This window comes from Agrobacterium sp. 5Ca50 (assembly GCF_055381905.1).
Genome location: NZ_AP026439.1, coordinates 671,748 through 686,506 on the forward strand (window position 1 = coordinate 671,748; position 14,759 = coordinate 686,506).

Consider the following 14,759-nt stretch of genomic DNA (forward strand, 5'->3'; position numbering starts at 1 on the left):
ATGGCGCGAGTTCTTGTTACCGGCGGCTCAGGCATGGTTGGTCGCAATCTGCTAGAGCTTCTTAAGGCGAGCCATCACGAGGTTCTTGCGCCGAGTAGTTCAGAACTTGATCTCATGGCTCACGGTGCAACGTTTGCCTGGTTGGAAAAACATCGTCCGGACGTGATCATTCATAGTGCTGGTCACGTCGGAGGGATCCAGGCAAACATCCGCGAGCCAGTAGCTTTCTTGGCGCGAAATCTGTCCATGGGGCAGAATCTGTTACTTGGAGCGCGTGAGGCTGGTGTTGAGACTGTCCTTAATTTGGGCAGTTCTTGTATGTATCCTAAGAACAGTCCAAACGCTCTGCGTGAGGAAGATGTCCTGACGGGCGCCTTGGAGCCGACCAATGAAGGCTACGCTCTTGCTAAGTGTGTTGCTGCACGGATGTGCGGTTACATGCGAAGTGAAGATCCATCATTGCAATACAAGACACTGATCCCGTGCAATCTTTACGGAAAATACGATAAGTTTGATCCCAAAGTATCTCACTTGGTTCCAGCTATCATTCGTAAGCTGCACGTCGCTCGCCTAACTGGACAACGTCATGTCGAGATTTGGGGGGACGGCAGTGCGAGGCGAGAGTTTATGTACGCTGGCGATTTGGCGGACGCGATCGTGTTCTTCCTCGAGCGAACCTCGGAATTGCCTGGCGATATGAACGTCGGCTTGGGGTCTGATCTGTCCGTATTGGAGTACTACCAGGCTGCGGCGGATGTAATTGGATTTGATGGAAGTTTCGTCTTCGATACCACAAAGCCGGTTGGTATGATGCGGAAATTGTTGGATGTTTCTCGCCAGAAGAATTTGGGTTGGTCTGCCCCAACTTCGTTGCGGGAGGGTATCCAGAAAGCCTATGAATATTTTTTGACATTGGATGATGCAAATGACTTATCCGCTGGCTAATTCGAGCTGGGACGAAGAAGAGTACGAAGCAATTCGTAGCGTAACCGAATCGGGCATGTTCTCGATGGGGCCGCGCGTGGCTGAGTTTGAACAGGCGTTTGCTGAGTATTGTGGCAGCAAATATTGCGTCATGGTGAACTCGGGTTCATCTGCCAATTTGATTATGGTTGGCGCACTCAGATATCGCAGCAATTCTCCACTGCTGCCCGGGGACGAGGTTATCGTGCCTGCAGTGTCCTGGAGCACGACATATTATCCACTTTACCAGTATGGACTAAAGCTCCGGTTCGTCGACATCGATATCAATACCCTTAACTATGATCTGGCCAAATTGGAGCGCGCGATAACGCCTAGCACTAAGGCGATTATGGCGGTCAATCTGCTTGGTAATCCCAATGACTTCGCCAAGATCAGGAAGATCATTGGTGACCGGCAAATTGATATCATCGAGGACAATTGTGAATCGATGGGCGCAACTTTCGAGGGGCGGCAGGCCGGGTCACACGGTATCATGGGCACATTTAGCGCGTTCTTTAGTCATCACATTTCGACCATGGAAGGCGGGATGGTAATTACTGATGATGAAGAGCTTTATCACATATTGCTTGCGCTCAGAGCGCATGGCTGGACGAGAAATCTGCCAAAAGTCAATAAGATCACAACGCCGAAGAGTGATGACGCCTTCACGGAATCGTTCAGGTTTATCTTGCCTGGATATAATGTAAGGCCATTGGAGATGAGTGGCGCAATTGGCCTGGCTCAGCTGCGCAAACTTCCAACGCTTGTCAGTGAACGTAGACGCAATGCCGAGACGTTCAAGGCAATCTTGACTGACTATCCATTTTTGCGCACTCAACGCGAGATTGGCGAAAGCAGCTGGTTTGGTTTTTCGATGATTGTGAGCGCAGATGCTCCTTTTTCCCGTGAGCAGCTGGTTGCGTCATTCAATAATCACAAGATTGATGTCCGACCAATTGTCGCTGGAAATTTCGCGAAGAACGAAGTTCTGAAATGGTTTGATTATTCAATCAGCGGCAATCTTCCAAATGCGGAGATTATCGATGGCGCGGGCCTTTTCATTGGTAATCATCACTATCCGCTTGATGAAGAATTCGGGTTACTGCGTTTGGCAATTGAAGAAGCAATTGCTGTCGGAAGCGGCACGTAACTAAGATTCGAAAAACGGAATTAGACGAATGACAGATATGCTCTCGAAACACGGCGCTGCGCGTGTTGTAATTCGTCCGCGAGCAGATCGAACAATGTGGGACGGTCTAAGGGATATATGGTTAAATCGAGATATCGCTTGGACGCTCGCTTTGCGAGAAATTCAGATTCGATATAAACAATCGGTGATTGGTATCGCTTGGGCCGTCTTGCAGCCTTTGATAACGACGATTATTTTTTCGGTTATATTTGGTTTTCTGGCAAAGATCCCTGCCGACGGCATTCCGTACCCAGTCTTCGTCCTTTCCGGCCTTCTATTTTGGCAGTATTTCAGCAAGGTCGTTGTTGAGGCGTCTGGAGCGCTTGTCAAAAACGAAGGTATTATCACGAAGGTGTTTTTCCCTCGTATTATTCTTCCTTTGGTCCCGACAATATCGGCCGGAGTGGACCTTTGCATCTCCCTTGTTATTTTGTTGGCGCTGATGCTGATTTACGGGGTGGTGCCTACGCCTTATGTCGTACTCCTGCCGCTTCTTTTGATTTTTGGTGGATTGCTTGGCTATGCGATAGGGTTGATGCTCTCGCCTCTGAACGCGATCTATCGTGATATTGGTATTGCCCTACCATTCTTTGTGCAGATTGGTATGTATGTGACACCTGTGATCTACCCTGTCAGTTTTGTTCCAGAAAAATATCAGTGGGTGTTTATCCTCAACCCAGTTGCAACGCTTTTGGATACAGCTCGGGCAGTGCTTCTCGGTACTCCGTTTCCGTCCCTCGCTGCTCTTGGAATTGTGGTGCTTTGGGCAGGGATTATCTTCAACTTCGGCTTTCGCATTTTTCGTAAGCTGGAACCGACGATCGTCGATAGGATCTAAATCATGTCTCCGATCATCAGTGTAAACGGTATCGGAAAACGGTATCAACTAGGCGGTTCAGGACCTGCTCACGATACGTTGCGGGATTTGCTGGCATCTATCTTCAAAGGAAAAATAAAAGAGAGCGCCGAAAATGGCCAGCCCTCTCAGAAGGGGGAGTTCTGGGCACTGAACGACGTCAGTTTCGATGTGAATGAAGGTGAGGTTGTTGGTATCATTGGTCGCAACGGCGCCGGCAAAAGTACTCTTTTAAAGATTCTGTCTCAAATTACCACACCGACATCTGGCGAAGCAATTCTGAACGGACGCGTTGGTTCATTGTTGGAGGTTGGAACAGGTTTTCATCCTGAACTTACCGGGCGCGAAAATGTTTTCTTCAACGGAACGATACTCGGGCTGAGGAAGCACGAGATCAAGGCGCGCTTCGATGAGATCGTAGCTTTTTCTGGCGTGGAAGAATTTATCGATACGCCAATAAAGCGCTACTCCAGCGGCATGAAAATGCGCCTTGCTTTCTCTGTGGCTGCTCATCTGGAGCCAGAGATCATGATCATTGATGAAGTATTGGCTGTCGGTGACGTTGATTTCCAGAACAAGTGCCTCGGTAAAATGCGTGATGTTGCCAGCGCGGGTCGTACGGTGCTGTTTGTGTCGCACAACATGAGCGCCGTCCGACAGCTCTGCTCTCGTATCGTCTGGCTATCTGGCGGCCAATTGCAGCTAGACACCCACGATGTGGATGATGGCTTGACCCGGTACACTCAGGCAGGCGTCACGCAGGCTGACTGGCGGGCTAAACTGCCAATTGGGAAGGAATACTTCACGGTTCACGACTTCCTGACATTCCAGGGCGATCCAAGTAACCTATCAACCAGTTTTGGTGACGGGGACAGCATCGGCGTTTTGATTGACGTTGACGTGCATAGGTACGTGCCACAACTTAACTTCGGCATTCAGGTTCATGACGCGCTCGGCAATGCCCTGTTTTATTCGCTCACAACGGATGGAGCGCAGCAAGACTGGCCTGTGACATCGGAGGGGCGCCACCGCCTTGTGGCTTATCTACCCGCGCGTGTGCTCAATGCTGGTGATTACAATATCCGTCTCGTCGCTAGTCTGCATAACGAGAGGTGGATTCTTGACCCGGAAGAAAGTGAAGCCGGAAGCCGGATCACCATCGAGTTCACCGGCCTACAGTCGCCTTACTGGCGCACGCGCCGCCCCGGCCTCATCGGCCCACAACTGGATTGGCAGAGAATTTAAGTATGTCGGCAGCTCCAGTCATTTCCTTCGTCACTCCATGCTTTAACCGTCGCAGCTTTCTCGCGCGTTGCATCGAAAGCATTCCCGAGGCTTTTAGGGGACAGGTGGAGCACATCATTGTAGATGGTGGGTCTACGGATGGCAGCTTGGAGCTGATCCGTACCTATCCTCATATCCGCCTTCTGAGCGAGCCGGATGAAGGCCTCTATGACGCCGCCAATAAGGGCATACGCATGGCACGGGGGCAATATGTCGGATTTCTTGCTACGGATGACTTCATCTCGGACTCTTTCTTCGAGATGTTTCTGCAGTCGTATCGCGAGTGTTCCGATACTCCGGTTCTCACGTTTGATTTCTTCAATCATACGGGTGAAACAGAGCGGCGCTGTGCTGCCTCAACGTTTGACCTTGAAGGTATTTTCCATGGACGTACGCCGCTTTTTTCCATGCTGGTGAAGAGGGACATTCTGACGAAACTCGGGGGCTTTGATGCTTCCTATAGGATTGCCGGAGATTTTGAATTGAACTTGCGGCTTGACCGTCTCAACTTGGAGGCGCGAGTGTCACCCTATCCCATGCAGAACTTCTGGATGCATGATGGTTCGCTAACCGGGCACTCGGGGAACGGGCGAGAAAGGGAGTTTAGTGAAGTTATCAGGATTATCTTCGCTAATATGCTCTCTTCGACGGGACGACCGGCCTATCTGCGTCTTGCCCGGGCGCGCGTCGCCGATGTTGCGAGGCATTTGTACCGGACCAAAGGCCTGAAACCGCTATGGTCAAATTGGCGACTGTTGAGTCTCATTTTGGTGATGGTTATCGATTTCAGGTGAGTATTACCCGCCTATGACATACAGACGATTATGGCCGTAATTTTGGGGGCGGCGTTCGAAACATGAAAACTGATTCATCTCTCATACGCGCCGCTTTTGTCACAGGGCATGAAACCTTACCATGGAACCGGCAACTTCCCGAAGGACAGGGCACGGTGCATGGTGTTCAGTTCTTTGTGCCTGTTGATCAAGCGGATGTTGTCTTTGTCTACGACGCCTTGCCCGCTTCGCGACTTACGGTTCCTAGCCATGCGCTGACCGTTTTCGTCTCCTCTGAGCCTGAGAATGTCAAACGTTACAACGCTGCCTTTTTAGCCCAGTTCGATGTAGTGATTACGTCTGACCGGGAGACACGGCATCCTAACCGTGTCTTTGTCCAAGCAGGGCTTCCCTGGCATGTTGGGTGTATGACAGACGGCGGAAAATTTCTGTCTAAACCAATGAGTTTTGAGGAATTCGAGCGCCACGATCCGTTGAAAACACGGCTCGTCTCGGTCGTTTCGTCGGACAAGGCGTTCACGGAAGAGCACCGGGCGCGTCTTGCATTCGTGGCCAAACTCAAGGAGATGCTTGGTGATCAGGTTGATGTCTTTGGACGGGGCATTGCCGATTTTGCTGATAAGCGAGATGTTCTTGATACTTACCGGTACCACATTGCTCTCGAGAACTGCTCCATCCAGGACTATTGGACGGAAAAAATCGCGGATCCATATTTGACTTTGACATATCCAATATATCACGGCTGCCCGAATATATTGGATTATTTCAACGACGATGCTGTAACTCAGATAAATATATACAATCCTGATGAAGCCATAAGCACTATCAAAAAGATTATTGAATCTGATTTGGCTGAGCGTAGTCGAGGGGCGTTAATAGAGGCCAGACGCCGCTTGATGACGGAGCACAATGTGTTCTTTTTGTTGGCCAAAGTCGCTCGTGATGAAATGTCGGGTAAAAGCAAGGCTAAAGCGAGAGTGGTCGGACTGAAACGAGAGGTCGCATTTTTACCATTTGGTGTTCGGTGGAAGATTTACGCGTTGGAATTCGTTGAGGAAAGGCCCCGGTTGAGGTCTTTTCTACGAAAGATTAAGCTTTTGATCTTCAGGTGAAACATTCGTTAGATATGACAAATAATATGTTCGGCAAGCCATCAGTTGATGTGATTGTACCCGTGTATAATGGGGAATTGTACTTAGAGGCGGCAATTCGGTCAGTGCTGTCGCAGACTTATCCGGTAAACAAACTCATTCTTTGCGACGATGGGTCGGAGGATGGAACTGCCCTAATTTGTCAGCGGTTTCAATCAGAACATGAAAATGTGCTCTACCGCCGTTTATCCAAAGGTGGCGTTTCAGCAGCTAGAAATGCTGGGATTGCAGGTTCGTCTGCAGACCTCCTGGCCTTCCTGGATGCGGATGACATCTGGCTAAGTACCAAACTTGAGGAACAAGTGCGGGTTCTGACGAATAGCGGTCCTCGTGTTGGTTTTGTTCACTCCTCATATTTCTTGATTGATGCACAAGGGAATCAGATTTCCTCTGAGGGTGTCGTTCCGCCACGGCTTTCCGGTGATATTTTTCTTCCACTCGTATTGGAAAATTACACTTTGTCCGGTTCTGCATCGAGTGTGCTTGTACGTCGGGATGTCCTAGACGAAGCAGGACATTTTGATGAGCGACTATTCTATGGTGAGGACTGGGATCTTTGGATGCGACTAGCTAAGGTTAGTGAAGTTAACTTCACCCCAGAGGCGGTAGTAGGCATCAGGGTTCATAATCGGAGCGTTCAGCGGCAGGCTGATCCTGCAAAATTCATCGAATTCTTCAATCAACTTTTATTGATTTTTTCAAAGTGGGAGTTGGTGTTGATTGAAAATTCGCAGTTCAAGGCTGGTTTGAAACGTCGAGCTGTCGAAACTATACTTCCGTTTTGGAGAAGACCAAAAGAATTACATGCATTTTATAAAAAAATTTCGCGCAGTGATATATTGATTGCAAGGAAAATTTTCGCAAATGAAATAGACTTTTGGTTCTCCGTTGCGTTCGCGCTATATCGAATATCTTGCAGGCGCATGAAGCGCAAAGTGGGGCTGAAATGACCGGTAACTCGGGCACAAGCGGCACGGTTGTAACTCGAATCCGTGGCGGGCTTGGTAATCAGATGTTTCAATACGCAGCAGCGCTTGGTTTGGCTAAGCGGCAAGGTAAGGAGCTGCAACTGGATATCTCGGCCTTCGAAAGCTATAAAATCTGGCCCTATCAACTTGATTGCCTCAAGGTGCCGCAAAGCATTTATAGAGGGCGTCCATTGGCCACGCCTGTCTCGAATTCACTAGTCGCGCGTTTGATACGCAAAATTAATGGCGGGTATACTTTCCGGGATGGCGTCTACCAAGAGCCGCATTTCCACTTCGATCCTGCGGTCTTCAACCTTCCGGGCGATGAGATTCTACTTGACGGCTATTTCCAGAGCCCTCGATATTTCGAAGGCGCAGATGCGCTTCTTCGTGAGCAGTTTCAGCCCGCAGCGCCGTTGACGGCTACTGCGGCCGAATGGGCGGCCAGGATTGATGCTTCACCTTGCAGTGTCTCTCTGCATGTGCGCCGGGGTGATTATCTGACAGTCGACGCTTCCGCCATGCATACGGCTTTGGATAAGGGGTACTATGACCGAGCCATTGCTTTGATGAAAGATCTGGTCGGACCAGAGGCGGAGTTCTTTCTCTTCTCCGATGAGCCGGATTTTATCGCGGACGCATTTGTCAACCTGCCGCGCGCCCATGTGGTACGCTCCGATTCGTCAGCTCCATGGGAAGACATGTTCCTGATGGCGCGCTGCACGCATAACATAGTTGCCAACAGTTCCTACTCCTGGTGGAGCGCTTGGTTAAATCAGGATAAGGATAAGCGTGTCATCGCACCAGCGCGCTGGTTTACACCGGATAAGCTGGCCGCTTGCAATGTGCTTGACCTTTATCCGGCTGACTGGATTCTTCTTAAATGAATGATCGACCATTAGTCAGCGTTATTTTACCTGTTTATAATGCCGAAAAATACGTGCGCGAAGCTGTGGAAAGCGTGCTGGCGCAAACACTTTCAAATTTTGAGCTGATCGTCATCAACGATGGCTCAACGGATGGAAGTGGGGAAATTTTGCGCGAGTTGGCTGCCAATGATCAGCGTATCGTACTCGTTGACCGACCCAATAGGGGGCTTGTTTCTACCCTTAATGAAGGAATGAAACTGGCCCGCGCTGAACTCATTGCACGTATGGATGCTGATGACATTTCGTTACCAGAGCGTTTCGCGGAGCAGTACCGTCGCATGTCCGAGGCACCAAATCTTGGAGTCCTAGGCAGTTTTATTGTTCTCATCGACGCTGATGGAGAGACTATTCGTCAGGGGGACTATCCTATCTCTGAGGGCGACGTTTCAGCGTTTCTCGAAGCCGGATGCCCATTCGCACACCCTACTGTATTCATGAGAAAGGAAGCGGCACTGGCTGCTGGTGGGTATCGCCGAGCATTTTCTCATGCTGAAGATTATGACCTTTGGTTGCGTATTCATGAGCTTGGTTATGCGCTCAGCAACATTCCAAAGCCTTTGTTAAAATACCGAGTTCATGACACAAATGTCTCGCTGGTTCATCGCGAGCAACAAGAGCTGGCGACTGTGATAGCCAAACTGTGTCATCGGATGCGTGTAGCGAAATTGCCTGATCCTTCTCAGCATGTAGAATCGGTCGGCCCTGATCTTATCGATACGATACCTGTTGAAATGCGCAGAGACGTAGAAGCTTCTCTCTTTGTCATTCGCCATGCACGCGTTTCACTCGGCCAAGTTACTGAGCTTAAAAGTGCCTGGCAAGACTATCAGCACTTAGACGCGAAAACTCGTTCCGAGCCCATTATGACTGATTTTCTTCTCAGGCTATTTAATGGTGCAGTACGCAAGTCATCGATCATGCTGGCGGTCTGTGCGCTAAGTTTGGCAATAAGGGTCGACCCTAGAAGGGCGTCCGGACTGTTATTGCGTAAAACGAAAATTAGATTTTGAGAATTAAGTTATTAACTTAATTCATCTTTGCGTTCTGTAGAAGAGTTGCGATTGTTGCCAATGTCCTGCCCGTGGCTGGCAGAGAAGATACTATTTTTTGTTATTGTCAGCATGATAACCGACTACAGATACCCTTGACGACGGTTATCGCTCGTGCAAAAGCCTCGGTCATGGGTGCTCTTCGTCTTTTGCTTGCGACATACGTTGTTCTTGCGCATTTCCCTGCTTGGTGGACGGGTTTTCGTCCACTCATGGGCGGCGAGATGGCAGTGGAAATCTTCTTCATGATTTCCGGATTTTATATGTCATTGGTTCTCACAGACAAATACAGAAATGCTGATGCAACCATCCGGACGCAGATTTTTACGTGGCAAGAGCACTCAGGATTTATCCTGCATATTGGGCAGTGCTGGCGTTCATGTGCATTTGGACAATCGTTGAGCGCGCGGCGATAATCAAACATGCAATTGAATTGGGACCGTTGTACACTGCTTGGGCCGTGTTCTCGAATACCTTTATATTTGGCCAGGATGCGCTGTTATTTACGAAAGTGACGGATGCAGGCACAGTGCTTGTTGATGCACTTGGGCGAGCGCCGATACCGCAGCCTTATCATCTTGCGTTGATCGCGCCAGCTTGGACGCTTAGTCTCGAGTTGATGTTTTACTGTTTAGCACCGTGGTTCTCTAAGCGGAGAACAAGAGTTCTCGTATCGATTATCGCACTTTCAGCGATTGCTCGTTTTGCGACTTACCAAGCCGGCTATGAAGGTGATCCCTGGAGATATCGCTTTTTTCCGTTTGAATTAGCGTTGTTCTTGGCTGGAATGGTGTCTCACCGCATTTACGTTTCTGGCAAGTTGCGGAAGTGGCGGTACGCCACTGGTTTGCCTGTGATGCTTGTTGTCCTTGCTGTCATTCCTGACATCAGAATTTCACACATATCGGTGATCGGTAGCTTAACTTTACTGAGCGCGTTTTTTGCATTGCCTTGGATATTCCAATGGAAGAAAAACTCTAAAATTGATCGCGCAGTCGGCGAACTTTCCTACCCTGTTTATCTTATTCATCTGCCGGTTCTGATTGTGTGCTCAAAGTGGTTCAGCGGACAAAATGAGTTGCTTGATGCCTTAGTGATACTGATATGCGTTTTTGGTGCTTCGTTCGCACTTGAATACATTAATAACCGCTATCTTGATGGTTGGGGCCGGAGGGGCTTGCTGCTTATCGGAATCGGACGCGCCAAGCTTTTGAGTGGAAGCCAAGTCTAATCGTAGCGGGAAACTAAACTCCATAGGTGACTATGTTGTCTCTGATCACAAATGGTCGAAACCAATATGACGTTAAGTTTGATTAAGCTTGCGTAAGCTCTCACTTACCGAAAATGTTGGCGTCCAACCTACTGACTGTGTCGTCATTGACGCGTCGACTTCAAGGTTTTCCGTCAACCGTGCAATCATGTCCTTGCGACCGACAAGTGCTCCAAGTCCTCGTAAGATAAACGGAGGGAGTGGTATACTTTTAGGCGTGCGTCCAAACTCTGTGGTCAATCTGGTCAAAAGTTCATGGGTTGAAAGATCTTCGCCATCACTTACCAGAAATACTGAATTTGATGCGTTGGGGTGATCCAGAACCGTTATGAGAAAATCACAAAGATTATCGACGGAGATGAAGGATCGTTTGTTGTCTACCTTGGAAAAAATCGATGGCCCGCCCTTACGTGCCCATTTGATCAAGGTTTGAAAATTACCTTTAACGCCAGGGCCGTAGACGAGTGGGGGACGAACGATTGTAATCCCCATTCCCGTTTTCGCGCCTAGTTCAATGAGTGCTACCTCGGCTTCTGCTTTTGAGATGCCATATGGATCCAGTGGGCCTCGCGGGTCAGTTGCGCGAAATGGTTTCCCGGCCGGTGTGGACTCACCATTCACCTTGATGGAGCTCACGAATACAAAACGTCGAACGCCGGCTTCTGCAGCGTGTTTAGCCAAATTAATCGTCGATAAAACGTTTGCTTCACGAAATCGCTTGATTGGATCTACGTCGGTCTCTCTCATCACGTGAACGCGGGCGGCTAAATGTACGATAGTCTCGACATCCTTGAGATAAGGATGCCAGCTCATGTCTGAGCTGTAAGAGGGGATCGTTACCAAGTTAGGCGCACTGCCTCTCGTAAGTCCCCTAAACGGCATGTTACGTCGCGCCATCTCGGTAACTAGGTGGGAACCCACAAATCCAGACGCTCCAGTGACCAATGTCGTCTTCAACAAAAAAAATACTCCATCAATCAATTCAAGTGTGCTGACTACCTTTCTCAAAGAAAGGCAAAATTCTTGCTGGGCGATGACTTGGCATCAAAAACTGAAGTTCTAGTGCTTGACGCCTCTGGCTCTGATAACGCTCACGGCGGTCATAATCAAAATGCGCATATCGAGAAAGAAACTTTGCCGTGCTAGGTAGTGAGCGTCTAAGGCGACTTTTTCTGGAATTGCCAATTCATCTCGACCGTTGATCTGTGCCCAGCCCGTCAGCCCTGGCGGAAGTGAATGGACATTGCACAAGGTCCGCGCTTCAATCAGGTCGTATTGATTGTAAAGAGCGGGCCGCGGCCCCACGAAACTCATCTCGCCATTCAGTATGCACCAGAGCTGGGGTAGTTCGTCGAGACTGGTCTTGCGCAAGAAGCTGCCAATTGGCGTTAAATGCTTTGCTGGGTCATTTAAGAGATGTGTTGCGACCACTGGGGTATCCACAGCCATCGTTCGAAACTTTGGCATATCGAACAATTGATTGCCTCTACCAACGCGTTTCGACCAGTAAAGAGCCGGACCCTTCGAGGTAAGCCTCACGGCAATGCCGACCATGATCATGGGCACGGCGAGAATTATCGCTGCTAGTATCACGAGAACTAGATCGGTTATGCGTTTCGCCGTCATTTTCAGAGCTCTGAATTATAATATTGTAATCTCATCGACTGCAGATAGACGATGTATTTGGAAACGGCCAGCCTAGCAACCTCGACATCTCAAGGGCCGGAAGAGTTCCCAAAAACCGTTATAGTCTCCAATCGGTTGTTTCCTTGGCGAATATGGATTTCACGTCCAGCAATGCGCCATTTTCCTTTGCAAGGTTGCGCAATGCGTCTGTGCCCATTTCCTTGAATTGGCTGTGGCCAACAGCGACGATAACAGCACTGTAATCGTCAGTTTCTGGTAATGCTGTCAGGCATTTCAGGCCGTACTCACGGTCGGCGTCCTCAACATTTATGCAAGGGTCGTAAATATCGACCTCAAGATTATATTCTTTGAGGGAGTGAATGATGTCGACAACTTTGGTGTTGCGTAGATCCGGGCAATCTTCCTTGAATGTCAGCCCGAGCACGAGTACCCGCGCATTGTTGAGCGGTAAATCACGTTGCAAAATAAGCTTTACCGTCTTTTCTGCAACAAATGCGCCTATGCTGTCATTGATGCGGCGCCCGGCTAGGATGACAGCTGGATGATAACCGATCTGTTGAGCCTTGTGTGTGAGGTAGTAGGGATCAACACCAATGCAGTGGCCGCCAACGAGACCGGGTCTGAACGGTAAGAAGTTCCATTTCGTACCGGCGGCTTCAAGCACGTCCATCGTGTCAATTTCCAGCCTCTGAAAGATCAGGCTCAATTCATTCATCAAAGCGATGTTGACGTCTCGCTGGGTGTTTTCAATCACTTTGGCGGCTTCGGCAACACGAATGGAACTGGCCTTGTGGGTGCCAGCCAGAATGATCTGTTTATACAGGCTATCAACAAGGTCAGCGGTTTCGGGCGTGCTGCCACTCGTGACCTTTACGATGTTCTCCAAACGGTGGACCTTATCCCCAGGATTGATACGTTCCGGGCTGTAACCGCAGAAAAAATCTCGGTTGTAGACCAAGCCAGACTCCGCTTCGAGGATAGGTACACAGACTTCTTCCGTCGCGCCCGGATAGACTGTGGATTCGAAAACGACGACATCGTTTTTTTTCAGCACTCGTCCCACTGTTTCGCTTGCCTTAACAAGCGGTGTCATGTCCGGGCGATTTGCCTCATCCACGGGTGTCGGAACGGTTACGATAAAGATGGAGGCGGTTGATAACTGCGCCGGATCCGCCGTGAACGATATTTTGGTGCTGGCTTTCAACTCATCCGGCGTCAGTTCCTGAGTACGGTCGTGTCCCGACGAAAGTTCCGTTATTCGCGTTGGGTTGATATCGAAGCCGATTGTTTTTCTAACGCGACCGAATGCTGCTGCGAGAGGAAGTCCGACATAGCCAAGGCCAATAACGGCTACAGTGCGATTTTCCAACGTCATTATCTCACCTTTCAGAATGATATGAGCAGCTTCTTCGTAACGCTTGAAGGTATGTGCGATTAGCAAAGTGCACGTGGTTTTTCTATGGTGGATTGTCGTTTTAAACTGCACTATCTGAATGTTGATCGTCTTTAAGTGTAAAACGAATTGACGATTTATCGTTTGTGTTGGAAACGCTTGGTGTTCCGTTGCCGAGGCGACGAGTCACACATTACTGAACTTAACTGCGAGTTGGAGCGTCTGTCGTGAAAATACTGCTTACTGGTGCGGCGGGATTTATCGGGATGCACACAAGCATTCGTTTGCTTGAGCGTGGCGATACGGTCATTGGTGTGGACAACTTGAACGACTACTATGACGTCGCTTTAAAAGAAGCGCGTTTGGCACGGTTGAAAGAGTATCCGAATTTCATCTTTTCCAAGCTGAGTGTCGAAGACAAGGATGGTGTTGCCGGCATCTTCAAACAACACCGTCCGCAGCGCGTCATTCATCTGGCCGCACAGGCCGGTGTTCGGTATTCTTTAGAAAATCCGCACGCTTATATCGATTCCAACATTCAGGGTTTCCTGAATATTCTTGAGGGTTGTCGGCATAACGGTGTTGAAAGTCTGGCCTATGCAAGTTCGTCCTCGGTGTATGGTGGAAACACCGCTTTGCCGTTCAGCGAACATCACAATATCGACCACCCGATAAGTCTTTACGCTGCCACAAAAAAGGCAAATGAACTCATGGCTCACACATACAGCCATCTGTTCAATCTACCGACGACAGGTTTGCGCTTTTTCACGGTCTATGGTCCGTGGGGACGCCCGGATATGGCGCTGTTTCTGTTCATTAAAGCAATATTGGACGGTAAGCCGATCAATGTCTTCAACCACGGGCAAATGGTCCGTGATTTCACTTATATCGATGACATTGTCGAAGGTGTTGTGCGAATAAATGATCGACCTGCCGAGGCCGACCCTAATTTTGATCCGGCCAATCCTGATCCCTCAACCAGCAACGTGCCGTATCGTGTATTCAATATAGGCAACAATCAGCCAACCCATCTCATGGACTACATCGGCGCGCTAGAGGATGCCCTAGGCATGAAGGCTGAAAAAAACTATCTGCCGATGCAGATGGGTGATGTGCCGGCAACCGCGGCTGATACCGATGAACTTGAACGTTGGGTCGGTTTTAATCCAGACACGCCGGTCAAGGTTGGGGTCGCGCAATTTGTCGAGTGGTATAAAAGCTATTATGCTGTAAACACTTGATGTTCGTTACGTATACGGGTTCGTT

13 protein-coding genes and 1 pseudogene are annotated in these 14,759 nt (G+C 49.3%); 11 read left to right on the plus strand and 3 right to left on the minus strand.

Annotated features, from left to right (window positions below; all coding sequences use genetic code 11):
• The 10 genes and pseudogenes from ACZ5FM_RS20650 to ACZ5FM_RS20695 form a co-directional block, all read left to right on the plus strand.
• Nucleotides 1-945: a GDP-L-fucose synthase family protein gene (locus ACZ5FM_RS20650; RefSeq protein ID WP_464040592.1), complete on the plus strand. Its 945-nt coding sequence runs from the start codon at nt 1-3 to the stop codon at nt 943-945.
• Nucleotides 920-2,113 carry a DegT/DnrJ/EryC1/StrS family aminotransferase gene (locus ACZ5FM_RS20655; protein ID WP_464041065.1) on the plus strand — a complete coding sequence of 398 codons (1,194 nt, stop codon included), beginning with the start codon at nt 920-922 and terminating at the stop codon, nt 2,111-2,113. Before ACZ5FM_RS20650 ends, ACZ5FM_RS20655 begins: the two co-directional genes overlap by 26 nt.
• 28 nt (nt 2,114-2,141) lie before the next feature.
• Entirely contained in the window at nt 2,142-2,990 is an 849-nt protein-coding gene (locus ACZ5FM_RS20660; RefSeq protein WP_192489278.1) for an ABC transporter permease, read from the plus strand.
• Nucleotides 2,991-2,993: 3 nt separating this feature from the next.
• The gene (locus tag ACZ5FM_RS20665) at nt 2,994-4,253 is read left to right on the plus strand and encodes an ABC transporter ATP-binding protein (RefSeq protein ID WP_464040593.1); all 1,260 of its coding nucleotides are present in this window, start codon (nt 2,994-2,996) and stop codon (nt 4,251-4,253) included.
• 2 nt (nt 4,254-4,255) lie between these two features.
• On the plus strand, nt 4,256-5,086 hold the full coding sequence (locus ACZ5FM_RS20670) for a glycosyltransferase (protein WP_464040594.1): 831 nt from the start codon (nt 4,256-4,258) through the stop codon (nt 5,084-5,086).
• 62 nt (nt 5,087-5,148) lie between these two features.
• Nucleotides 5,149-6,198 (plus strand): glycosyltransferase family 10 domain-containing protein, encoded by a 1,050-nt coding sequence (locus ACZ5FM_RS20675; protein ID WP_464040595.1) that lies wholly within the window; start codon nt 5,149-5,151, stop codon nt 6,196-6,198.
• Nucleotides 6,199-6,212: 14 nt separating this feature from the next.
• A complete protein-coding gene (locus tag ACZ5FM_RS20680) occupies nt 6,213-7,187 on the plus strand; it encodes a glycosyltransferase family 2 protein (RefSeq protein ID WP_464040596.1) in 975 nt (324 codons plus the stop codon).
• On the plus strand, nt 7,184-8,092 hold the full coding sequence (locus ACZ5FM_RS20685; RefSeq protein ID WP_464040597.1) for an alpha-1,2-fucosyltransferase: 909 nt from the start codon (nt 7,184-7,186) through the stop codon (nt 8,090-8,092). Before ACZ5FM_RS20680 ends, ACZ5FM_RS20685 begins: the two co-directional genes overlap by 4 nt.
• The gene (locus tag ACZ5FM_RS20690; RefSeq protein ID WP_464040598.1) at nt 8,089-9,144 is read left to right on the plus strand and encodes a glycosyltransferase; all 1,056 of its coding nucleotides are present in this window, start codon (nt 8,089-8,091) and stop codon (nt 9,142-9,144) included. The genes ACZ5FM_RS20685 and ACZ5FM_RS20690 overlap by 4 nt, the downstream gene beginning before the upstream one ends.
• Before the next feature lie 364 nt (nt 9,145-9,508).
• A pseudogene (locus tag ACZ5FM_RS20695) lies at nt 9,509-10,414 on the plus strand (acyltransferase family protein); the annotation flags it as partial.
• 72 nt (nt 10,415-10,486) lie between these two features.
• Here the strand turns inward: ACZ5FM_RS20695 and ACZ5FM_RS20700 are convergent.
• The 3 genes from ACZ5FM_RS20700 to ACZ5FM_RS20710 all read right to left on the minus strand — a co-directional run bounded on the left by ACZ5FM_RS20700 (nt 10,487) and on the right by ACZ5FM_RS20710 (nt 13,475).
• Nucleotides 10,487-11,434, minus strand: a complete 948-nt coding sequence (locus ACZ5FM_RS20700) for an NAD-dependent epimerase/dehydratase family protein (RefSeq protein ID WP_464041066.1) — start codon at nt 11,432-11,434, stop codon at nt 10,487-10,489.
• Between the two features lie 78 nt (nt 11,435-11,512).
• Entirely contained in the window at nt 11,513-12,079 is a 567-nt protein-coding gene (locus ACZ5FM_RS20705; RefSeq protein ID WP_464040599.1) for a sugar transferase, read from the minus strand.
• A gap of 118 nt (nt 12,080-12,197) precedes the next feature.
• Nucleotides 12,198-13,475, minus strand: coding sequence for a nucleotide sugar dehydrogenase (locus ACZ5FM_RS20710; RefSeq protein ID WP_464040600.1), 1,278 nt, complete (start codon nt 13,473-13,475; stop codon nt 12,198-12,200).
• Between the two features lie 245 nt (nt 13,476-13,720).
• Between ACZ5FM_RS20710 and ACZ5FM_RS20715 the strand changes: the two genes are divergently transcribed.
• Nucleotides 13,721-14,734 carry an NAD-dependent epimerase gene (locus ACZ5FM_RS20715; RefSeq protein WP_464040601.1) on the plus strand — a complete coding sequence of 338 codons (1,014 nt, stop codon included), beginning with the start codon at nt 13,721-13,723 and terminating at the stop codon, nt 14,732-14,734.
• Nucleotides 14,735-14,759: the final 25 nt, after the last annotated feature.